The sequence below is a fragment of the Maribacter zhoushanensis genome, from assembly GCF_029350975.1.
GTDB lineage: Bacteria > Bacteroidota > Bacteroidia > Flavobacteriales > Flavobacteriaceae > Maribacter > Maribacter zhoushanensis.
Genome location: NZ_JARKMR010000001.1, coordinates 1437650 through 1461506 on the forward strand (window position 1 = coordinate 1437650; position 23857 = coordinate 1461506).

Annotated in this window: 22 protein-coding genes; 4 read left to right on the top strand and 18 right to left on the bottom strand. The window is 33.6% G+C overall.

Going from position 1 to position 23857, the window contains the following annotated elements; all coding sequences use genetic code 11:
• Positions 1-18 precede the first annotated feature (18 nt).
• Both PXD56_RS06195 and PXD56_RS06200 read left to right on the top strand, forming a co-directional pair.
• Entirely contained in the window at positions 19-1275 is a 1257-nt protein-coding gene (locus PXD56_RS06195; RefSeq protein ID WP_276492445.1) for an oligosaccharide flippase family protein, read from the top strand.
• A gap of 66 nt (positions 1276-1341) precedes the next feature.
• Positions 1342-2571: a glycosyltransferase gene (locus PXD56_RS06200; protein ID WP_276492446.1), complete on the top strand. Its 1230-nt coding sequence runs from the start codon at positions 1342-1344 to the stop codon at positions 2569-2571.
• A gap of 592 nt (positions 2572-3163) precedes the next feature.
• On the opposite strand, the gene PXD56_RS06205 is transcribed toward PXD56_RS06200, so the two are convergent.
• The 3 genes from PXD56_RS06205 to PXD56_RS06215 are packed head-to-tail and all read right to left on the bottom strand — an operon-like array spanning position 3164 to position 9027.
• Positions 3164-4708 (bottom strand): glycoside hydrolase family 2 TIM barrel-domain containing protein, encoded by a 1545-nt coding sequence (locus tag PXD56_RS06205; protein WP_276492447.1) that lies wholly within the window; start codon positions 4706-4708, stop codon positions 3164-3166.
• Positions 4689-5936: a hypothetical protein gene (locus PXD56_RS06210; RefSeq protein ID WP_276492448.1), complete on the bottom strand. Its 1248-nt coding sequence runs from the start codon at positions 5934-5936 to the stop codon at positions 4689-4691. The genes PXD56_RS06205 and PXD56_RS06210 overlap by 20 nt, the downstream gene beginning before the upstream one ends.
• Position 5937: 1 nt before the next feature.
• Positions 5938-9027: a hypothetical protein gene (locus tag PXD56_RS06215; protein WP_276492449.1), complete on the bottom strand. Its 3090-nt coding sequence runs from the start codon at positions 9025-9027 to the stop codon at positions 5938-5940.
• A gap of 286 nt (positions 9028-9313) precedes the next feature.
• Between PXD56_RS06215 and PXD56_RS06220 the strand changes: the two genes are divergently transcribed.
• Positions 9314-10480, top strand: a complete 1167-nt coding sequence (locus PXD56_RS06220) for a response regulator (protein ID WP_276492450.1) — start codon at positions 9314-9316, stop codon at positions 10478-10480.
• A 135-nt stretch (positions 10481-10615) separates the two neighbouring features.
• Positions 10616-12841, top strand: a complete 2226-nt coding sequence (locus tag PXD56_RS06225) for an FUSC family protein (protein ID WP_276492451.1) — start codon at positions 10616-10618, stop codon at positions 12839-12841.
• 16 nt (positions 12842-12857) lie between these two features.
• Here PXD56_RS06225 and PXD56_RS06230 read toward each other — a convergent pair whose 3' ends face one another.
• The 15 genes from PXD56_RS06230 to PXD56_RS06300 form a co-directional block, all read right to left on the bottom strand.
• The gene (locus PXD56_RS06230; protein ID WP_276492452.1) at positions 12858-13700 is read right to left on the bottom strand and encodes a carboxypeptidase-like regulatory domain-containing protein; all 843 of its coding nucleotides are present in this window, start codon (positions 13698-13700) and stop codon (positions 12858-12860) included.
• A 128-nt stretch (positions 13701-13828) separates the two neighbouring features.
• Positions 13829-14353: a hypothetical protein gene (locus PXD56_RS06235; protein WP_276492453.1), complete on the bottom strand. Its 525-nt coding sequence runs from the start codon at positions 14351-14353 to the stop codon at positions 13829-13831.
• Between the two features lie 22 nt (positions 14354-14375).
• Positions 14376-15002: a hypothetical protein gene (locus PXD56_RS06240; protein WP_276492454.1), complete on the bottom strand. Its 627-nt coding sequence runs from the start codon at positions 15000-15002 to the stop codon at positions 14376-14378.
• Between the two features lie 4 nt (positions 15003-15006).
• On the bottom strand, positions 15007-15450 hold the full coding sequence (locus tag PXD56_RS06245) for a DUF1569 domain-containing protein (RefSeq protein WP_276492455.1): 444 nt from the start codon (positions 15448-15450) through the stop codon (positions 15007-15009).
• A gap of 126 nt (positions 15451-15576) precedes the next feature.
• The gene (locus tag PXD56_RS06250) at positions 15577-16155 is read right to left on the bottom strand and encodes a Crp/Fnr family transcriptional regulator (protein ID WP_276492456.1); all 579 of its coding nucleotides are present in this window, start codon (positions 16153-16155) and stop codon (positions 15577-15579) included.
• A 113-nt stretch (positions 16156-16268) separates the two neighbouring features.
• The gene (locus tag PXD56_RS06255) at positions 16269-17189 is read right to left on the bottom strand and encodes an NAD-dependent epimerase/dehydratase family protein (RefSeq protein ID WP_276492457.1); all 921 of its coding nucleotides are present in this window, start codon (positions 17187-17189) and stop codon (positions 16269-16271) included.
• A 7-nt stretch (positions 17190-17196) separates the two neighbouring features.
• Positions 17197-17616, bottom strand: coding sequence for a DUF2147 domain-containing protein (locus tag PXD56_RS06260; protein ID WP_276492458.1), 420 nt, complete (start codon positions 17614-17616; stop codon positions 17197-17199).
• Between the two features lie 144 nt (positions 17617-17760).
• On the bottom strand, positions 17761-18351 hold the full coding sequence (locus PXD56_RS06265; protein WP_276492459.1) for a GNAT family N-acetyltransferase: 591 nt from the start codon (positions 18349-18351) through the stop codon (positions 17761-17763).
• Between the two features lie 173 nt (positions 18352-18524).
• Positions 18525-19049 (bottom strand): PaaI family thioesterase, encoded by a 525-nt coding sequence (locus PXD56_RS06270; RefSeq protein ID WP_276492460.1) that lies wholly within the window; start codon positions 19047-19049, stop codon positions 18525-18527.
• Between the two features lie 48 nt (positions 19050-19097).
• A complete protein-coding gene (locus PXD56_RS06275) occupies positions 19098-19955 on the bottom strand; it encodes a hypothetical protein (protein ID WP_276492461.1) in 858 nt (285 codons plus the stop codon).
• Positions 19956-20675, bottom strand: a complete 720-nt coding sequence (locus PXD56_RS06280) for a hypothetical protein (RefSeq protein WP_276492462.1) — start codon at positions 20673-20675, stop codon at positions 19956-19958.
• A 54-nt stretch (positions 20676-20729) separates the two neighbouring features.
• Complete coding sequence (locus PXD56_RS06285) at positions 20730-21491, bottom strand: DUF4272 domain-containing protein (RefSeq protein ID WP_276492463.1); 762 nt, start codon at positions 21489-21491, stop codon at positions 20730-20732.
• A 175-nt stretch (positions 21492-21666) separates the two neighbouring features.
• Positions 21667-21954, bottom strand: a complete 288-nt coding sequence (locus PXD56_RS06290) for a hypothetical protein (protein WP_276492464.1) — start codon at positions 21952-21954, stop codon at positions 21667-21669.
• Positions 21955-21983: 29 nt separating this feature from the next.
• On the bottom strand, positions 21984-22550 hold the full coding sequence (locus tag PXD56_RS06295) for an ATP-grasp domain-containing protein (RefSeq protein WP_276492465.1): 567 nt from the start codon (positions 22548-22550) through the stop codon (positions 21984-21986).
• A gap of 306 nt (positions 22551-22856) precedes the next feature.
• Positions 22857-23852, bottom strand: a complete 996-nt coding sequence (locus PXD56_RS06300; protein ID WP_276492466.1) for a PorP/SprF family type IX secretion system membrane protein — start codon at positions 23850-23852, stop codon at positions 22857-22859.
• Positions 23853-23857: the final 5 nt, after the last annotated feature.

The window sequence follows — 23857 nt, forward strand, 5'->3', positions numbered from 1 at the left end:
GAAAATTACACCAAGTAGATGTCAACAATAAAATTAGCTTTGAAGCGAATCTCGTCTAAACAATTGTTTATGGCTAGTGCTTTGCTTGTAAATGGCGGCAATTACTTATACAACCTACTTTTAGGTAGATTGTTAGGTCCTGAAGCTTTTGCAGATGCTGCATTATTGGTCACTTTACTCTTGGTACTTTCATTTGTAGGTATGACATTTCAATTGGCAACGACAAAATTTGCCGTGCTATTTACAAATTATACTTGGATCGCTTTTAAAAATACCATGTATAGATATGCATTGGTATTCGGTGTATTTACCGGTATTCTGGTGCTTATTTTTTCAAAGAACCTTCAAGAACTGTTTAATACCCAAAATCATTACATGTTTATGATTTTTGCGGTAGCCATACCCTTGTACTTTGTTATGAGCGTTAATAGGGGAAGATTTCAAGGAGGCCATGATTTTGGAAAATTGGCGGGCACGTACCAAACAGAAATGTGGAGCAGGTTGCTACTTACTTTTGCACTTTTGCTCTTGGTGCCTTTTGAACCAGGTATATTGATTGCTACTGGTATTGCCCTTTCTTTTGTTTTTGGATTATTTCCTTCAGATTTTAAAGGTGTACAGGTATTCTCAAAGGATAAATTAGCTGCGGCGGAATTAAAACAAGTTTGGATTTTTATAGGACTTACTGCGGGATATGAACTTACCCAGATTATAATTAACAATAGTGACATTCTTTTGGTCAAGCATTATTTTGATGATAAACAAGCTGGCTTGTATTCATCATTAGCGTTGATCGGTAGGGTAGTGTACTTTGTGGCGTGGATGTTTGTAATGTTGCTAATGCCAACGGTTATTCAAAAACAAAAAGATGGTGAACCAACGGCTCCGGTGCTTTTTAAGTATGTATTTTTTATTGGCGGCTTATCCACCTTTATAGTATTTGTGTGCTTTCTGTTTCCGAATTTGATTATCACTTTAATGTTCGGTGATGCGTATTTATCTATTGCACATTTACTTTGGAAATATGCTTTGGCGACTTCATTGTTCGCGGTATCAAACATATTCGCGTATTACTTTTTATCATTAAATCAATATTCGCCCGTAATATTATCCGGCTTGTTAGGCTTTTCTCAAGTTGCTTTGATTATGCTATATCATGACAATCTAGAGACCGTAGTACATATGCAAATTGTAGCTATGGTCATACTACTGGTAGCTCAACTAATATTTTTCATCATCAAGAATAAAGCAGATTCTAAAGTCATTAAAGAATAACCTAATTGAAAGTGCAGTAATACTGCATCCTAAAAAAATAGAGTTGTAAAATAAAATTTAACCGAAATGAAATTAGCCATTGTAACCGCATATCCACCTAGTAAAGTAACCTTAACAGAATATGGTTATTATTTGGTAAAACATTTTAGACTTCAAGAAGAAGTAACAGAATTGATTCTGATTACTGATAAAACCGACGGTGCTAAAGATTTAAATTTTGATGGCGAAGGCTGTAAGATTACGGTCAAAGAATGTTGGAGCTTTAATAGCTATAGCAATATATTCAGCATCAGTAAGACTATTTCAAAGGTAAAGCCAGATGCAGTCTTATTTAATCTTCAATTTTTAAAATTCGGAGATAAAAAAATACCGGCTGCCATGGGCTTAATGCTTCCTTTTATTTGCAAGACAAAAGGGATACCAACAATTTCATTACTACATAATATTCTTGAGCAGGTAGATTTAGAAAATGCAGGGTTCACCAATAATAAAGTACTACAAAGTATTTATAATTTTATTGGAACTACGCTAACAAAATTTGTTCTTGCTTCAGATGTTCTTGCGGTTACTATCAGTAAATATGTAACAACGTTAGAAGAGAAGTATAAGGTAAAGAATGTAGCGTTGATTCCACATGGTGCATTTGAAACCCCGCCAGAGCCAGATTTCAAGCTTCCTGAAGGTCCAAAACAAGTAATGGCATTTGGTAAGTTTGGTACCTATAAAAAAGTGGAGATTCTTATAGAAGCTGTCGAAGAAATTAGAGCTCGTACCAATGAAGATATTGAAATTGTGATAGCAGGTACAGATAGTCCTAATACACCTGGTTATTTAGAAGAAATGAAACAGAAATATAGCCATGTACCACAAATAAGACATACTGGTTACGTAGCTGAAGAAGATGTACCCCAAATATTTGGAGATAGTGCGGTTACCGTTTTTCCTTATACCTCTACTACCGGTAGTTCTGGTGTATTGCATCAAGCAGGTAGTTACGGTAATGCTGTAGCGTTACCAGATTTAGGAGATTTAAGTGTATTGGTAAAAGAAGAAGGCTACTTAGGCGAGTTTTTTGATGCTCACGATACATCATCTCTGGCAAATGCTATTGAAAAAATAATAACCGACGACTCTTACAGAGTTCAGTTGGCGAAACAAAATTATAAAGCGGCATGTTCATTACCAATGTCCGCTATTACACAGATGTATATAGACTATTTTAAAGCTATACAGAAATCGAAAGAAACCGGTTTTAATATAGATATATCAACTGTGGAGAAGAAATTGGTTCATTAAGAATCGATATGGTTAGTATTTGAGGGCTGGTGTGGTAACCAGCCTTTTTTTGTGCTTATTATTTTAATTAAAGAAACCATCTAAAAACAATTCTTAAATTGATTTTTAGATGGTTCGGGTATTTTTAATAAGTGCTGTAATTACGTTAATAGCATAGAATAACTGTCCAATTAGTATTAAAAGTATGAAAATGATAGATAATAAATTTAACTTTTCCCTACTTTCTAGAATGGCCATTTCTGATTCATAATTCCTATCGTGGAAAACTATAAGGGTTATCCACAAAAATAAAACACCAATATATGTCAAAGCTATATGTATAAAAGTCAACCAATCTGAAAAACGATATTTGAGTTTAGGCAATAACCAATACCCAAATCCGATTATGGCCGATAATAATGAGATTAAATAACAGATGTAGTTGTATTTGATAATATAGTAAGTGTCATAAAAGTTGATTTCTAAATCAATATTAGAATTATTAAGACCAAAAGAAAAACTGATAAAAGTTAAAGACCAGAGTATTAAATATGGTTTATCAATAATGTTTTTTATTTTATTCATTTACTTAATAAGGTTTTTAGACCTGATTTTAATCTAATTTTTTAATGGATAATTCATAATATGAGGGTTTCTTATTGCCTAAAGAATCTAAACAACCAAAGAAATGTTGCTTTTTTGTTCGCCAGGGTAAGCTGCCGGCAACCGAGTTAGGTACCTTTTCAAAGTCATAGAGCGTCCAAAATAAATACGGAATGTTCTCTTGTTCTAAATATCCTTGCATTACGTTATAATAAGCAGCTTGTTTTTCGTTAGACCCTGTGAATAAGCTCCACATACCATCATAGGAAGAATCTCCATATTCTTGTAAAACAATAGGTTTGTTTGGGGTTAAATACCTTAGAATCTTATATGATTCTATAAAATACTCAGGCTTTTTATAGTAGTGAAAAGAAATGAAATCAACTTCTTTAGATAGGTTCAACGCCGCCTCTGGGTTAGACCAACCAATGGTTATTGGGTTTTTAGTATCCCAATTTCTAATCTCTAAAATCATTTGATTTAGCCACTGTAGTACATTCTCTTTACCACGGGAATCAAAATCTAGATCGGGTTCGTTTTTTATATCCCATCCTAAAAGTGCAGGGTGGTCTTTTACTGCATTTACAATGGCTTCTGCATGTCTATGGGTCAATGTCCAATTAGATATGTCGTAATCTCCATAAAAATCAAACAGGGTTATGAGAACATCTAAACCGTTGTCTTCTGCCTTATCCAATAATTTCTTTAGTAGTTCAAGCTTTTTGGTATCTACCCTGCTTTTACCAAAATCTTCATATTGAATAAATACACGAATAGTATTTAATCCCATATCGTGAATAATCTTAAAGTCCTCATTTATAATGGTATCATTAAAACGTTTGCCAAAAGTGTCCCAAGGGGAGTCTTTTGGATAGTAGTTTAAACCTTTTTGCTGTTTGATTTTTTCAAGTTTAGCCTGTATGTTTCGTTTTTCAACTTTGGATGTATCTATGGGGTTTGGTATTTCTTTTAAGTGTCTAATACGCCAAAACCCATCCTCTAACAGCATCATAACTTGGTAGCTAGTGGTGTCTTTTTCTTTAAAAAGAAGAGATTCGCCCTCATAGGTTTCTTGATACTCTTCTACGTTGTAATCTTTAAACACCACCATAGTGCCATCGGCAGTATAAAAATCTAATGCGGGATTGTGGTTTAAGGTAGTACGTTTATACCAGTGGTTGTTCTTTACGTTTAAATCAATATTATCATACAATCTAACCCTTGCGCTATCGGTATAAAAATCTTCAATACCGTAACGGTCATTTTTCTTGAATGCAATATTTCTAACGTGCCAAGCATTCATATAATCATTGGTTATCTCAGCTAAGGCCTGCTCTTCCATAGGTCGCCCAGGATTATCGATATTAGACCAATTTAAATTTGGTTTATACACATCATCCATAGGTACTTCTAAATGAAGCATAGAGGTTTTGTCGGCACCGGTATTCATAAATGCCCAAGCAGCTCCTATTCCGTATAGAATTAGTCCGTTAATAGCCAAAAAGGTGACTATTAGTACAGTTCTGTATAATGCTTTATTTAACTGTATTGCCATGTATATTCTTTGTAAATTCTTTTGTAATACCTGCAGCGGTCAATTTCAATATATAGTCTCCTTCTTCAAGAAAATGCTCACCTAAGAATATGTTGCACACTCCGTTTTTTGACGTTGTTTTTTTTGTGTCTATAAACTCTCCTTCAGCATTGTAAATATCTAATTGTAATAGTAGTCCGTCAGGAATCAATTGTTTCATAAAGCTCTCAAACGGACCAATATCAATATTTCTATTTCCTTTAGAAAAATGAACCGCGTAATCTTTTATCGCAGATTTAAACTCAAATTTTGTAGTGTTACTTTCTGCAGCGCCTGTTACAAATGCTTGTATTTCCCAAAGGGCAGCTTTATCCGGGTGTAGTGTTTTGGCTTCGGCAACACCATTTATGGTAGTGCCAATAGTATACAAATATTGGTCTTTTTCATTTTTGATTACAAAAGTTACCAGTGTGCCATTGGTAACCGTATTACCATATTCATCTTTTATAATGTCTGATGTAAACGTTACTATTTGGTTGCCATCGGCAAAGTTATGAGCGCTAGAACTACTTATAGAAAAGTTGACTGCATTAGCAGGGTATACAATGGTTGCCAATTCTTTAGAGGTGGTACCGTTACATTCTGATGTTACCAATATTCTACCAGATTTTAAGGTCGATGCCACATTATACCATGCAATAAAACTTTCTGTGGAAATCTGTAATTCATCTATATTTTCTAAGAATTGATATTTTATGGTTACTTCTGTACCATCATCTAAAGGGTTGTCATAAGCATCTGTAGGTGAAATGGTCAACATGGAGAAATCATTTCTACCTGCCGTTACACTACGGGGACCAAAATAAGATTCTACGTAAGTTGCCTTTGGAGCATTTGTAGCAATATGATGTGTGCCTTCATCTAAAATATTACCATCTAAAAGCAACTTCCAATTGAACGGACCCGCTATTCTTGTGAAGTTCTTAGGTACAGCGAATTTTATGTTATCGGTCTCTGTTTCTGTAGCATTTAGCAGTACACTACCATATGCATTTTTAATCTGTAATTTATAGGTTTCCTTTGGCGTATCTGTTGAAAAAGATATGGTGATGGCATCACCGGCAATACTATTTTTTAATTGCGATAGTAGCTCTGTTTTGGGCACATAAGTTTCCTTGGGTTGTTCTTCTTTTTTTTCTGAACAACCAAATAGTACCATACCTAGAAGTAGTATAATTGTATAGCGCATACTATTTTGGATTACCTATATAACTATTGATTTCAAACTTTATATACTCATATCCTTTTCCTTTAAAAGGTTGTGTCTGCTGTTTGCCATGTACCAATTTTCTGTTAGGAAATAATTTATCTGCAATGGCCTTGTTCGGTGAACCGTTTACAAAACAATTTTCTAAACTACTGCTTATAATTTCTAAACTATCAAGATCTAATGGCTTGTAATTAAAAAATTGCTTTCGCTGTATTCTAACCCCTTCGGTAACAAACTTATGGTCTACCCAAATTAAATTACTATCGGCATCATAATAGGATATAATTAACTGTGGTATGGTTACTTCCTGGACACCGGAATTAAACAATACACCATTAAAACCTTGTTCAGTATATTCCAAATCTTGTAAGGCAACATGCTTGTACAAATCTGTGTTTGCCGTATTACCTGCAGACTGCAGGTTAAACTTGGTAGGTTGTTGTTCAAAACTTACCGGTGTAAATTGATCTGGATCAAAAGTTGGCGGTAAGGTGTCTTTGGTAGACGACCATGCAATACCTTCAAAATTGATCTTGAAAGTGGTTGTTTCTTTTGGCATCAACTTATGCTTTATTTGATGCTTGGCATTATAATTCGCCAATTCCTTATTCTCATCGTTATAAAGGGTGGCTTTAATTACAATATCTGCCGGGGTATTATCTACATTCTGTAATTCGCCAATGATACTATACTGTCCTTTGTACTTTACTAGTTTTGCCGATAGAATCTCTAAAACCGGCTGTTTTAGAACATCCTCATGATAGGTTTCTTGGGTGGTTATTTTTCTTCTACCATGATTGTAATATGTAGTGCCATTTGCCGTGAAAAGCTGATCTGGCGGTATGTCGTTATCGAACTTTAATGATTTTACGTACCACTTATTTTTGCGTTTTACCAGCTCATAAAACTCATTGTTGAATACGTTTTCTAATGGGGTGATCCAACGTGTGGCTACTTTTGCTTTTGCGCTATTTTCGGTTTCATCATAAATTTCAATTCCTAATGAATCTAGTTTTGCATAAGAACTTAAAATACCATCGGTTACCGAAACTTCTAGCATATACTGTGCTATATCTATATTTTCTTCAGGGTCTATGTAAGAATGTGCTCTTGAGAATTCTTTAAAATCTAAAGCGTCATAGTAAGATTCTACTACGTTGTTCGGTGATAATTGGGTGACATTTTTTACATAGAAAATATACATGCCGTACCCCATGCATATTAAAATTAACAGAGCCCACCAATGAGAGAAGGTTAATAGTTTTGATGGAAATTTATTGTAGGGCAGTTCTAATTTCATAAATGAATGCACCGGTACTTTCCTTGACTTTAACAGCCTTACCCATATCATTTGAATATTTACAAAAATGGCGATCAGTACGGTAGATAGCGGAATTATACCCCACATAATTTTCATTATGGTAGGTACATCTTGCTTGGGCATAATTTGGGGTATGGGCGCCACATTTAGTTTTTCCCAAACCATAATTCCGTTTTCTAGTTGCTGTAGCCTTTGCCAACCACAGTAGTACAGAATGGGATCATAGAACTTATCGTTTGAGAATATATATTTTAGATTATATTTTTCTGGTACTGTCAAGAATTGCTGTAAGGATCCAATACCTTCTACACCTCTAAATTTGGAGTTCTCTATCCGTTCGATGGCTCTTGTCGTCAATTCGGGTAATCGGCGTGCAGAGTGGTAGTTTCCATCTACCGTCATTGCTCTGGTCTGTGCAGAAAGCCATGCCATTTGATCTCCAAAACCTAAAGGTAAATAACGCCATGAGTCATGCGAATCTGCTCCAAGAAAGTTAACAATTGGCAGCATTTTAATTTTAGCGGGTTGTGATGGTCTAAAATACCCTAAGGTCATAGTAAACAGTACCATAAAGAGCATACCACCTGCAATCAGCCCACCTAAAACTCTATGGTAAACTCCGCCAAACTTTTCTTGTATCAGGGTTTTTAAATCACCTTCAACCATACGGTAGGCAAACTCTGCAAAAATGGGGAGTGCCATAATGGTTGCCCACAAGGTAAACCTATCTAAGGTTAAAATATTAAATGCCATTTCACCTAGCATTAAGCGAGGTATAGGGGTGGTGCCGCCCGTTCCTAATATGGTTAATAGGGTAAAGGATAATCCGAAGAAAACATACCTTTTACTAAAATACCTGTAAAAGAAATAGGGTAGAATAAATAGAAATACGCCCCAGGGAATAAGGAAAAATACAAGACCTGATGAGGTTATTTCCAAGAAATTATCTCTTGAGCCATGAGGTATGGCAACTTGGGTAATGGGGTTTCTTTTAGAGTTGTACCAGTAGGGAAAAATACAGAACACCAGCAAGAATATAGCGGTACCGCCAAACTTGGCAATACGCCAAAAGTGTTGTAATGTAGTGCCCCAGAATACTTTAAACGTAAGTGCTTTATAAGATTCAACTTTTTCTCTAGCGGCATCCATCACCGCCATACCCATTAATGGTGCAATGAAAAATACCATGCCAAAAAGAGGGGTTACATGGTGAGAGGTTACCGTTACCGCGAGCATGGTTGCTGACGTAATGAAGTACCGTGTTTTACCTGTTTTGATCCACAAGTAAATTTCTGTCATGGAGTGTAACAATATCGATAACGCCGAAACGCTAGGTAACTGCCCAAAAATATGTAATGTTTCTACAAAGGTTGATGAGAATACGGCCATTACGGCACCGTAGCCGGCAATTCTTCTACTACCGGTCATTAATAGTGTGTACCTATAAGCACCCGTAATAAATAGCACTATAGCTATTAACGCGACCGTATACATACCAAACTTTAAACCACCTATATAAGAGAGTATACCAATTAGCTGATGTACCAACGGTGGATAAGATTGTACGGTAAAGCCCGTATACCATCTATATTCCCAAGGGTCAAACCAACTACTGGCATAATGATCCGCAAAAAATAGGTGTATTAATGCGTCATAAGTAGATTCTAACGTAAAGAAAATAGCAGAACCATGAAAAGCAAGGCCTACTATTAAAGCCAGTATTAAAAGGGTATTGGTTTTTTTCTTCAAAAGTTATATTAGAATCAATTTTAATATAAAGGTATTAAATATATAAGATGATGATTACAATAAAAAGGGATTAGCGGTAATTTTAATAATATAATACTTACAATTTCCTTTATTGTTTACAGAATATCTTAAAATTGATTTTACTTTTTTTTAAAAAAAATTTCGTTGTCGAAAGTTACAAACCGCTCGTCTACAGTAAACTGTTACCCGTCTTTGATTGTTAAGAAACATAATCCTTACCAAGTAATTTTGTCAATGTTAACCATAAGCAACCAAATTTTAGAGTATGAAAATTTTAGCCATAGACGATCAAAAACTTATACTGTTATCTGTTGAAAAACGATTAACGGAAATAGGTTATGAAGTCAAAACAGCCAATTCTATTGAGTCTGGTATTCAATTATTTAATTCTTTTAAACCAGATTTAGTTTTGCTAGATATGAATATGCCAGAGATATCTGGTACAGAATTAGTATCATGTACTGGTACAGAAGTGGTAAAGTACATTCGTATGTTCATGAAAAATGATACGCCAATTTTAGTAATGTCAGGAAATACGGATGAACATTTAATCATGGAAAATTTTAATCTAGGGGTTAATGATTATCTTAAAAAACCCGTAAGCTTAGATGAAATGGCGGCTAGAATTAAAAGAATAATAGGCGTTCCAAAGAATGAAGGTGTGGTAACTTCTAAAGTATCGGATACACGTATTCTTCAAAAAAAATGTGTGGGTGTCGTTATTCCATGCTATAATGAAGAAGAGCGACTGTCAAGTGAAGATTTTAAAGCTTTTGCCCATAAGAATATAGGTTATCATTTATGTTTTGTCAATGATGGTAGTACAGATAATACATTGTCAGTTCTACGGAAATTAAAAAATGAAAACCCAGATAACATTAGTATTTATAATTGCAAAGAAAATGGAGGTAAGGCAGAAGCGGTAAGACAAGGTATGTTGCACCTGGTAAAAGATGCACAATTAGATTATATAGGGTTTTTAGATGCAGATCTTTCTACAGATTTTAGAGATTTTGATGATTTGGTAAAAACAATCGAAACCTCTGATTTTAAAATTGTAAGTGGGTCACGTATAGCAAGAATGGGCGCCAATATTACAAAAGAGTCTGCTCGTAAGGTAATAAGCATGACCATTAACCTTATTATCCAAACAATATTAGGTATGCCTTTTAAGGACACCCAGTGTGGTGCCAAAGTAATGGATCGTGAAATTGCCTCAAAAATGTTCAACAAAAAGTTTGTTACCAAATGGCTGTTCGATGTTGAACTGTTTATGAGAATGAAAAAATATTTTGGAAAAGCTGAGGTAAAGAATATGATTTGCGAGCAACCGTTAAAAAGATGGATACATGCTGATGGCTCTAAATTATCTATGAAAGACTCTGTTAAAATTGTTGGCCAATTAGCCCAAATAGCAGTACATTATAGATAAATTCTTTTAAAATTAAGAATTACCATTTCAAGTTTATAAAAGTGCTGAGATTTAGTTATCTCGGCACTTTTTGTTTTTATAGTGCTCAATTCTTATTACTGCCAAAGCGTATCTTTGCGATATATAAAACAGGGGTTGAGCAAAGTTCAAAAATATATTTCTGGTTCTCTTAAAGAGCTTGTGCAGTATTTCGGCAGTACCAATTTTTCAAAGTCGGTACTTACCGTTATCGCTGTAATTACACCCTTGTTTATAGGTATTAATACAGGATACACAGAAATTGGTCTAGCTATATGTTTTGGTGCTTTTTGGTGTAACCCTAGTGATGTAAACGGCAGTCAAAAACATAAAGTTTACGGTATTCTATTTTCTGCGGCTTTGGTTATGGTCGTTAGTTTTATTGGCGGATATTTACATTACTCCAATTGGCTTGCCCTTGTAATTTTAGGGGTTCTTAGTTTTGGTATTTCATTAATAGCCTCTTACGGGTTTAGGGCATCTTTAATAAGCTTTTCTGGTCTTCTGGCTTTAATTTTAAGTTTTGCCCATACACCAGGCCAATTAAAAATCTACGAATATTCTTTGTTGGTTGGGCTTGGCGGACTTTGGTATTTGGCCCTTTCACTATTATGGTACAAAATAAACCCTAAAGGACAGACCGAAGAGATTTTATACGAAATCATTGGTAAAACCGGTGATTTACTTAAAAAAAGAGGTAAGCTTATTAATGGGGAAGCAAATAGAAAAAAGCTTCAAAAAAAAATATTCTTATTACAAAGTCAACTTACAGAACAGCATGATACTTTACGAGAAATTCTTATACTTTCCCGTATCAATTCTGGTACTTCTACTTACAATGGTAAACGGGTTTTAGTACTTGTACAACTAATAGAAATGCTAGAAACAGCAGGTGCCAATCCGGTAAATTATACTAAAATGGATGAGCAATTTGCCATATATCCTGAGTTTACCCAATTATTTCAGCATCTAATCTTTAACATGGCAGAGCAATTGCAGTCTATGGCAAAGATTGGGAATAAGCCCAATGAACTACCAAAGCACCAACGGTTGAATAAACAGTTTAAGGAGCTAAGGAACAAAATTTCTGAATTAGGTACTGTTAAGAATAATAAGGCTTATGAAGCTTTTATCATGTTTCAGAATCTTTTGGAATACCAAGAAAAGCAGTTTGATAAACTCAAAAGAATGAAATGGCTGCTTAGTGATCATGATGTTGCATCAGAAGAGTTTATAGATAAAGAGATTTTAAAACGATTTTTAATTTCTCAAGATTATAGCCCACGAATATTACTTAGAAACCTAAGTTTCAGGTCTACCATTTTTAGACATTCCTTGCGTTTGGCAATTACGCTCATGGTTGGCTTTGTATTGGGTAATTTATTTTCGTTTCAGAATTTGTATTGGATTTTGTTGACCATAATTTTGATAATGAGACCTAGTTACGGCCTTACCAAGGCACGGACGAAAGATAGAACGGTAGGTACCATTATAGGAGGTGTTATTGCTACTGCCATTGTATACTTGGTTCAAGATATTTATGTATACGGCATACTGGCGTTAATATCATTTGTAGTGGCACTTTCAATGCTACAAAAGAATTATAAGTTATCTGCTATATATGTTACCCTTAGTATAGTATTCATTTATGGCATTCTTCAGCCAGATATTATGACGGTAATTCAATACCGAATTTTAGATACGTTGGTTGGTGCGGGTTTATCGTATTTGGGTTTTTTATTGTTATGGCCTAGCTGGAGCTTTCAAGAAATACAAAAAGATGTAACTAAAAGTGTTCAAGCAAACCAAATATACCTGTCTAAAATTGCAGATTTCTATATCAACAAAGGCAAAGTGCCCACTAGTTATAGATTGGCACGTAAAAATGCTTTTTTGGAAACATCTAATTTAAGTTCCGCTTTTCAGCGTATGACTCAAGAACCACATTCTAAACAAAAGAATTTGAATAAAATATATGAGTTAGTAGAGTTGAACCATAATTTTCTCTCCTCTTTGGCGTCGTTGAGTATTTATATTCAAAACCATAAGACTACGGAAGCTTCTGAGCGTTTTAATGGTATTATACATAGAATCGATGAAAACCTTTCTGTTGTTCTTGATGCCCTATCTAATGACCCAAACACTGTAGCAAAATTAAATTTTGATGAGGTAGTCTCATTTGAAAAACAATTGCCCAAGTTTGAATCTGAAAACGTTATTCTAAATAATACGGATAATAGTGCATTAAAAAGAAACCATCAAGAAGAGCAGTTGATATGGGAACAACTACGATGGCTATTTTCCTTGAGTTCTAATATGATGAAATTGACAACAAATTTGTAGTAAGTGATGCTGTTAATTAACGTTCGGTTTTTTTGAACTCAAAACTCTTTGAATCTAGGTATTTCCAAATTTCTGACATATTTCTTGAGTCTGATAATTCATTAAAATCAGGTTGCGATAGGCAATAGGTGAGAAAGCCGTTAACGTTAGCTTCTGGAATATTGAAATGTTTCGCTATCGTTTGCTTTGAAAACTTATATATAATTTTTTTTTCCAAAGCCATATTTTCATCACGCTTTACCATTTCTTCAAGTGACTTGGTTCTGCCAGAGACCTTGTTCATTATTTTATGGGTGTTGACCTTTACACTCAAACCAACGTAACTCAGTATTTCATTCAATTTACCATATTCGTCCATTGTTTGTAGACTTACATACTTTCCTCTGTCAGCCTCTTGTAACAGTCTTTCGCTTTGGGTCATTTTGGTGACATCTGCATTTTGTAGTCCCAAAGAATATGATGTTACGGTTGGTTCTAAATACAACCTGTCTATATCCCTGTCAATATCCCCGGTCAAATTATAAGGAGTAACCGTTACCTCATTTAAATCGATAACATTATCAATTAGCTGAATCGTAATTAAACTACTATTCATATGAGATTTGCTAATTACTATTTCTTTTGGTAGGTATTGCACTGCAGTAATGCGAAGCGAGTCTTTTAATTTCACCTCAATTGAGAATAAACCTAAAGAATCTGTAATGGTAGATCTCTTAGAATTAAGGTTAATGACCAGTACATTAGATATATCATTTTTAGTACTTGAAACTTTACCCTTTAATATAGTAGTATTGTCTTGACCAAACCCTAAAAACGAGGCTAGTACTGCTGCAAATAAGAATATAGAATGTTTTGGCAATGGTTGTGTTTGTGCTAAAAATACTACGCCGTTATTTAAAAAATGAAAAGATTAAGTTAAAATGATATTACTGGTTTGTAGTCTGAAAGAGCTGTTTAAGATGATGATATCTCTTTTGTTTATCAAGATTAATCCTTGTAACGCTTACCTTTTTCAAGTGTCCAAATGTTTAAAACAGTACCTTTCAACAAGTTTACAGTATCTGGTTGTACCAATTCTATTTCTTTAATACTGTTTGTAGCAATGTTATAATTTTTACGCTCTAATAAGTAACCATCAACATAAACATTGGTTTGTTCGTCCAAACCAAAGAAGTTGTTTAATTCTTTTTGTGTTTTGGTAGCGGGACTTTCAACTAGTTCAAATAATATGATGCCAAATTCAGTTAAATTGTAAAACTCGGTACCTGCTCTGGTAGGTTTGTCTTTGAAAACTGAAACTTCTTTTATCTTACTTTTTATGCCTTCTTTAGTATCGGCTAATGAGTTGAGAAGGCGTTCATTTCCAATAATTTTTGGGACTATTAAATAAGTAATGTTTATAGTTTTTGCTTGTGGTAGTTTATTAAAATCATCTTGAGAGAACATGCTAGATGTCATCAATAAAAACAACAATAAAATAGTAATCTTGCCCATTTTTAAAAGTAATAGCATTATTAAATATAGGGAGTTTAGATTATAACTTTCTTATTAATAAAATATGAGAGATAAAAACTATAGGTACAATACAGGTTGGTAAAAAACAATATGGAAATTCTAAAAGCGCAATATTTGGCTGATCAAATGCAAATTGCTGTATGGGTAGCGGCGAAGATAATATTGCGATTATAACAATGCTAGATAGAAATAATAGTCCGATAAAATTCCAAGGTAAAAGAATCTTCCGTGCTAAATTCTTCTTTTTTACGAGTTGATAAATTAGAATAACAGCGGCAGTTATACCTATTAAAATATCAAAATTCCAGCCGGTAAATGTCATTATTTCGGGAATTAGTCCTGCTAGAAATAGTTGATATAAACATAATTCTACCGGTATCCTTATAATATGTATGCCAAGTAAATAATTGGTATTTAATTTATCAATTGAAATCTTTTTTAAACAATATATGGTAAGTAAGATAGTTGCTAAAATTGCCAATGGAAATAACATGGGCTTATTTTTAAAGACCCCTAAGAATGCTAAAAATCCTATTACGATTTGCCAGAGAAAAAACAGCTTAACCACGTGCATGTTTTTTCCTGTTGCTCTGTAGAATAAGAACAAAGTAATAAAAGTGAGTAGTATGAATGTGACTTGTAACATTTTATTATCTACCAAACTGTCTTAAATGATGGTCTGTATGTTTATAAACAAAAATGCCAATTTCATCATTTGTCATTTTCCCAAAGAAGGGGTGGGTAAATTCTGAGTTTGAAAAACTAGAATAATCGTTGAGCAATTTAATCCATTTCTCTTTTTCATCATTAAAATCACCTGATCCGGTTATTTTGAATTCTGGATGTGTAGGTTGGTTCTTTCTCATTTGGTTATCATTTTTCATGATTCCCTTAAGCGCCATTCCTCCAAAAAGTTTACCTATGAACAATCTCTTATATTGTTTTTTGCCCTGAAACAATTCTTCACTTAACGTACAATGCTTCAGCATTTGATAACTGTCCATTTTACCCCATTGCGCATTGTCTATTTCTTGTAAAGCCTGTATACGTTCTATTAGTTCATTGCTAGTGTTTGTATTGAAAATTGTTTTCATATGGTTAGTTTAAGTAGTTATAAATGAGTTTGTAGATAGTTTAAAATAACATCTATGTGACGCATTGCTTAAACAAATATATGTGGCACATTCAATTAAATAGTTGCCATATGACAAAAACGTATTTTATGAAGCTATTTCTTTTCTAATACGACTTAATGAATATTTTGTAATGCCTAAATAAGTGGCTATATGCTGTAATGAAACATTCTTAATTACATGAGGCTTTTCTTTTAGTAATTGTAGATAGCGATCCTTTGCTTCATCGGCTATAAAAGATACACGCTGATTTTTAAGTGCGAAGTAAGAACCTACTAATTTTCTTCTGCCTTGTTCTCTAAATGTCTCAATACTATGAAATAGTTCTTGAAAAGTATCAAAATCTAATTGCCAACATACCATATCCGTAATGGCTTGAATATTTTCCCGTGTAGGATTACGAAGAAAAAATGACGACCAATCTATAGCGATTTCTCCTTGGCTGTAAAAGTCCGTAGTAATATCATTTCCTTTAGTGTCGTTTACAAACGAACGGGCAAAACCACTTTCAATAAACCAATAATGGTTTTCAATTTTTCCTTCTTTTAATAGATATTCGTTTTTTGAGAAGCTTACTTTTTTGAACTTGGGAATAATTACTTCTAATTCTTTTTCTGAAAATGTAGTAGGTGAGAATATGTTATTTAGAAAATGATCGGTTTGCATTTTAAAAGGTCTATTTAGAAATGTAGTAATACTTATTAATTTGTTTCTAAACTACTTATAATTTGCTTTTGACCAATTATTTACCTTGTATTATTTTGTTGTTTTTTAGGTAACTACTCTTTTTTTATTTGCTCAATACCTTCATGATACGTGGTAACCGGAAAATCTTGAAATCTATTTTTAAACTTGGTGGAGACGAAGATGTTATTGTGCTTGTACCTTGGTAACAATTCTTGTAATTCCTTCATTTGAGCCTTGAACATACCACCTAATGTGAATGCAATTTTAGGAACTACAGTGTATTGAAAAGATGTGCCATACACCTTAGAGGTCAAAGCAATAAACTGTTTGTAGGTAAGGCGAGAATCATCACAGGGTAGGTGCCAAGTTTGATTGTAGGTGTCTGGTGAGTTGCCAATTAAAGCCATTGCTTTACTGGCATCTGGAGTCCAAATTAAGGTTCTTAAGGTATTATCACTAATAAATACCTTTAGCTTTTTATTGTTTTTTATATTATTGAAAATGATAGCATTGGTAATGCTTTGTGTTTTACCTGGACCATAAAATTCTGGTGCTCTACATATAACAGCTTCTAACTGGCCTGATTTCATTTCCTTTAAAAGCATATTCGTAATTTCTGCTCTTACCTTTCCTTTTGGCCCAACAGGTGCAAATTTACTTTCTTCGGTTAAAGGTGTTTCGTTCTGTGCATACATATAGGTATTATCAAAGAAGACTAGTTTTGCTTGGTGTTTTTTACACGCATCTATTACATTACGCATCATAATAGGAAATTGGTCTACCCACATTTTTGTATTCATAGGTAGACCAACTGTTAAGTATGCAATGTCACTTCCTTTTACAGCTTCTTCGGTTTTTTTCTTATCTAATAAATTGGCAGAAAAGAGCATGTCCGTATCATTGACTTTTTTAGGGTTTCTACTGACCAGCCTTATATTAGAAGTGTACTTCTTCTTAAGTTCTTTTGCTAATTCAATTGCGATTTGACCGTTGGCTCCAAGTATAGTTTGCATTTATAAATTATTGCTTTCTGATCCAGTATTGGGTTCTACCCAATAATGAAAAACCTAAATACCCTCTTACTTTCAATTTGTTAGGTTCTTCTAATTCTAAATAGCATTTATATTCTTTACCGTTTTCTGGATCTAAAATAGTACCATCGTTATATTCATCTCCATCTTTTTTAATATCCTCAATTATGACCAGACCTCTTATTTTTTGACCTTTTTTTGAGCCTTTACAATTATCGCAAACTTTGTCTGCATCACTTTTATAGCTATTTACTATTTTGGCGAAATAGGTGTCGTTGGTTTTATAAATTTCGATTAGTGCTTTTTTCTCGTTGGTCTCGTCATCATAGGTTTCCCATTGACCGGTAATTGTTTGTCCGTAACTCATAAAGCTTACTGTCATTACTAATAGAACGAATAAATTTTTCATGTTTTTTGCTATTTTTTATTGTCAATTTAACTTGCTTATAGTCAGTTTAAGTCTAAACTGCTAAGAACAAAGATGAGGAAAAATATAGATAATTTATCTATGTATGGTATTTGTAGATGGTATTTTTTTTGAGTTTTTTCTCAATTAAAAAGTTGAGAATCGCTCAGATTTAATTGCAGACCATTCCTCTTTTATAATGCTAAAATAAACATCATTTCTACTACTACCGTTAGGGGAAATATAGTTGTTTCTAAATACACCTTCTTTTGTAGCTCCTAGTTTTAATATAGCTTTTTGTGATCTTATATTTTCTTCATCTGCACTAAACTGTATTCTTCTAAATCCTATATTTTCAAATCCGAATTTTAGTAACTCATTTTTACAGGCATGGTTAAGTCCCGTTCCTTGAAAATCTTTTCCATACCAGGTCCAGCCAATTTCACATTTTTCACTTTCAACATTTATATTCCCATATCTAGTGCTACCAGCGACCCGGTTGGTTTTTTTATCTATTATTAAAAAGGGATAGGAAACTGCGTTCAGTTTGTCTTTTTCAGTATTTGCGAGATATTCATTAAAATCATTTTCAGTTTTCATGTGCATCCCCATAAACTCCCAAATATCATCTTGGAAAATTATTTTTTTAAGCTCTTGGTTTCGTTTATGATGAAAGGGGAGAAGTAACACTCTTTCATTTTCTAATTGAATATCTGTATTTAAAAGAGTGACGTTCATATAATTTAAAGTTTTAGCGATTCTTTAAATATAGGACAAGTAGGGTAGGAGAAGATTTTTATAAAGTTTTATAATTTATTCCAGTGGTATTGTCAGAAAATATAAACTGCATTTTCTAATTGGACTTCGCTAATACTAACAATTATTTATATGGACCAACAACTAATAGTTTACTACTTTTTCTTGTTCTTTAGTTTTTGTTTGAAGTAATCTTTATTAGCTATGTAGATAGTTTTTTTGACCTCACAAAAAACTATCGTTTTCTCTTTATTGGTAAGCTGGGTATTTTTAATAATATCTATTTCTTTCTTGTTAGCTACTTGTTCTTTAATGTCGGTAAGTTCTTTCTCTGTAAAATCAAAGTCTGCATATAGGTTTTCTTTTGCCGGTTTTTTAAAAAATATTTCAGCAGATTTATCCCAAACTACATAGTCGTTTCCCATAATGCTCAAAAGCTGAATCATTGGTATAGGGTCTACGGCGGCAAACATACTGCCTCCAAAAATAGAATTAACGTAGTTTTTATTCTTGTAGCTAATTGGTAATATGATTTTTACATGTAATAAGTTTTCTGATACCTCAATTATTTTAGCAGTACTTCTTCTGTACATTGGGGATAAATTAAAACCTAATCTAAAAATGGTATTCTTATTAAATACTTTAGAGGCTAAAGCTTCAACTTTCTGGTAAACGGACATACTTGGGTATAATTTTAAAATTGATTGAAAACTGTTGCTCATTACAACTTAACAATGCCTTATGTGATAGGTAAATTGTAACACTCTCAGATTCCACAAAGTTAAGGTCTGTATGGCAGTTATTTGTTCATTTTCTGAACTTACCACAAGCTTATCTCTAAACGATTTAATAAATTTTGTCCAAAAGTTACCTTTAGCGTCGTGTAGTAGAAAGTAAAATCCGCTGTCTCCAATTTTTTTGCCCGATGAGTTTAAAATAAGTTCACCTTTCTCACCTACGGTGGGGTTTAATATAACCGTTGCACTGCCATTCGGCAAAGGGAAAATCGCTTTTATACAACTAGTGCCATTCGGTAGGGTACACGGTTCATATACACCAGAATACACCACTTGACCAGATTTCTTGAAAGTTCTGAGCCATATTGTTCGCTTAACTGCTTTCGATTGTTTGTCTATTAAATGAATAATTTGACTCTGTAATGCTTCTGAGTTTTTATCGGAACCCATGGGGATATTTAACTGTTGAATGCGATTACTAAATAAGATTTTTAATAACCCACCAAACATCTTGAAAACAGGATTCCATTTCACATTTAAGTCAAAATCATAATTGCTTGTGTTTTCGTAAAAGTCAATGACGTCTTTAGATAAGTTTTTAAGTTCTTGTTCCGGTAAATCTAATTCGCTAATAGACTGTAATAAGCCTTTGTCTATTTGCTTATCATCGATGGTTAGGTTTTCATTTTCTGCTAATTGCTGAATAAATTTTAAGCCAATGCCGTTAGTTTTACCAAAAGGACCCAAAAGCCATTGGTAATCTGCAGGTCTAATTTTTTTACCTAATAGAATTACCCATTGCTGAGTAATCCAATCTTGAAAGTTTTGTTTTAAAGATGCGAATGCCATTTACTCAAATTTATTTAATTGAGCGGTTGGTATGAAATTTTGTTGCCCTTTCCATTCTCCAAATTCAGATATTGGCTTAAAACGTAGTGTGGTAAATTCAAAATGAAAGTCTTTTCTATCTCTCTCTTTCATGGCATTTGAATGTCTTTTTGGTTTAGGCATATTGCTATGACCATGAACCATGCTGGTCATTTCTTTTTCAGTTTTCCAAATTGAAAATGTCGATACTGTATTAGGTAATTTAATAGAAGCCAAAGAAAGTAAAGTACCAGTATGGTCTCTAACCAGTTTTTCTACAGGTCTGCCCCATTTTAAAAATCTCGGTATGGCAAAAGGTTTCATTCTTGCAATGGTAACAGCTACTACTGCAGATGATTCATTCTCTAATGTCGCCTTTTCTTTCGGAATTTTGAATCCCTTAATTTTCCCCCATTCTCTCATAAATACTAAGCGAACATGCCAACCTTTGTTTAAAATGTTACCGAATTTGTCATTTTTAAGATAGTTCTCTAGTGCACCTTCATTTTCCCACTGTGCAAAAATGGCAACTTGGGTTATTAGAAATCTAGAAGTAGATATGATAGGTGAGCCTAATGTCATGGCAGACATATATTCGACATGTACAAGACCTTTTGTATTCTTTTTTACCGGGTTTGCGAATAACCCCTTAATTGCCAAAGCAAATGGTATTTTGACAAGATGAAAAGAGAATATGGTCATTTTTTGTATTGTTAAATACTTGATTTTAAAACGTTAATTTATTGGTCTAAAAAATTAAGTACTCAAATCAGTGTCTTCCCAACTAGTATCTTTAGAAACCATATAAGTTAAAGAATGCCTTCTTTCGTGAATAACACCACCATTGCCCATTGGGTCAAAACCAGTTGGTACGGTATCACTACCTAGCTGAGCACTTCTAACTGCGTTATGTAGACAATAGAAAAGGTCTTCTTTCTGCATTAAATCATTTTCTGAGACGATTTCTTTGTCTTTTACCCACTCTGCCACGCTTTGGTCTAATTTACAGGTGTAGTTACTTAAAATGTCTTGCATAAGTTCGCCTGACATCATCTCGCCTGTTATTTCAGGTTCTTTGTAACCAAAATACCAAGCCAGAGGCCACGCATTTTCAAATTTCCAGCCAATAGCATTTCTTGCTTGTTCATCATCTCTTGGTACGTCTAAAATTGCTTTTTCATCCTGAGTCATAAAATCTTGAAGATTGTTATTATCGACAAAACTTAAGATGTGCTCTTTTGGTAAACTTTCTTCAGGAACCATTAACCACAGCACCAAAGCTTTTATGGCATGTAATCTATTTGCTATTTCTATAGCAGGTCTTAATTGTCTGCCCAAATCTGTTGGTAGGGATATGGTAGGTTTAAAGCCAGCATTGAAACAAATATCTAAATTTTCTCGCCTTAAATCTGTCATCCAAGCAATATCATCATAAGATTTAGAAGTAGATTTATCTTGAGTTTCTTTCTTTGGTTCTTCATTATCTTTTGAACCGAATAGCTTTTTGAATATCCCCATATTATTGTAGTTGTTGAATTTTGTTTTTTAACGTTTTTGGATATGCTTTGTTGTATCAAATAAGACACAATTAAATTATACTATTGAATTTGAACCCTATATTCAATATAACTTTAAGTCGTATTCTTTGAGTTGGTGCACTATGTGGTGAAGGTTTAATTTTTGTGAAATAGTCTTAGACTTTCCAAGATTGTCTTATGATATTTTTTAAAAGGTCATAATAATCCCATCCAATTTTTCTAGCAGAGAGTAGAACCAAACTATCTTGGTTTTGCCTATGAGGTCTAGATGGCCCTGTCATGTTAGGTTTCAAATTTACATCGAACAAATAATATTTTCCATTTTCATCTGCACGGCAATCTATACGAATTGGAGCTTTTATTTGTAGCAGTTCCCCAGATTTCTTGCAATGGTTAACAACGGCTACTATTTCTTTGGATTTTAGTTCATCATCACTTAACACGGTACTGTTCTCAATTACAGCGACATTGCCTATTCTTTGTTAGAGAATATTTTCTTTAGATTGTTATCTAATTCTTGTTGATTTGTTACTAAGGTAACTCCTTGACTACCGCGGCCTCTTATTGGTTTAACGACCATGGGAAAATTAAAATTTAATTTATGATCACTAAGGTCTCCTGAAGTAATTAATTGTGATTTGGGTACTGGAATTTGATTTTTTCGTAATACTTCGTTTGTGAAATGTTTATCGTCATAAATGTCCACTTTTTCAGGTAATTGCCCTATAAATTGAAGGTTTTTACCAAAAAAGTGTTCAATTTCATGCTTTTTATATAAAACGGTATTTAACCAAAAGGTGTCTGCGCCTTTACTTATTGCATTTTCAATACCTTCTTTTGTATCTGGAAAGACCCAATCTAAATCAATATTAACATTAGGATTCTTGATTGGAGTAACTACGTGAACATCATTTTTCTTTAATTCGTAAGCAATGTCCGCTCCACTATCTGAATATCCACCAGGTTTCATAGGTTTTTGAATTCCATTTTTAATAGGTGGGAGTGTTGCCTGATACAAAATTGCTACTTTACTTAACATATTCATTAGATTATCAAGATTTCGATACTGCGTGGCTAACGTTAAAAATTAAATAGGATTTTGTTTGATTGGTATACGGTATAGGTTATTAGCTGTTATGCTACGCATGTTTTACGTGTAAGATAAAGATAGGCATTTGAAGAGTGAATACCTTTAAAAGGTGGATAGAAGTGGGAGAGTTTTTTTCTTTAATATTTACTTTTCTAGACCAAATAGTTACTGGCATTTTTCATTTGGTAGGGCAATCAATTTTCCCAATATGCGCTTCGGTTTACGTATTGAAAATTATCAGGTGTTTGGTAGTGATCAATTATTCGTCTTATACAAAAAGGTATTGTATCTAGAATTGTAACCACGATTTGATTGCCTATTGGAGAATAAATTAACGCCCAACGTCAATTGATGAAAACCTCCGTTTCCTGCAACCAAACCTCCAAATTCACTTGAGTAGGTATAGGAAATTAAAAATTTGTCAAACTCAATGCCTGCTATTGGGGTAATAAGATTATAATTTTTGATTTCACTTTTTTCTATACTTCTACGGTATGAAAGCGCAAACCATGCTCTGGCTGTTTTGCCAAAAGTTTGATACACTTTAGCATTGATGTCCACTAAACTTTCTCCGGTAAGTTCTACATATTGCAACATTACCGATGGTTCAAATTGAAGGTTCTGTCCACGACCAAAGAAATAGCCCAAATTCAATAGATATCTTCTTAAGTTTAATGATTTAAACTCTGAGTTTTCTACTTCTCGCGTATTAAGCAATACATTTTTAGCGGTTAAGTAAACAAACCCATCTAGTTTATGATAGGCAAAACTTAAGTCTGCATTAAAATAAGCTTCAGATCTAATTACTTGAGCAACAATGGGATCAAAATCAGCAAAAGTTCGTTGATCCAAACTATTTAAAACATAAGAAGCTGCAAGACCAAAAGAAAATTGATTTAACGCTTCATAATTTCCGAAATTTAAATGATAAGCATAAGCTCCTTGAAACCCCACTTGAGAATGAAATCCGTTCTTATCATTGAAAATTAATCCGCCTAAAGCGGCGTTATCCCCTATGCTGCTGTGCATACTTATGGTTTGTAAAGCAGGAGAGTTACTAACTCCGTTCCACTGTTGACGGTGTGTAAGCCTTACTTTAGCACTATTGCCAATACCTGCGGCTGTTGGGTGCACCATAAATATGTTATCGGATAAATAATCTGAATAGACTGGTAATGTGCCCTGTGCTCCTAAAAACTGAGTTAAGAACATACTTGTACCTACTAAAAAAAGATAAATTGATTTTTGCATTGTTA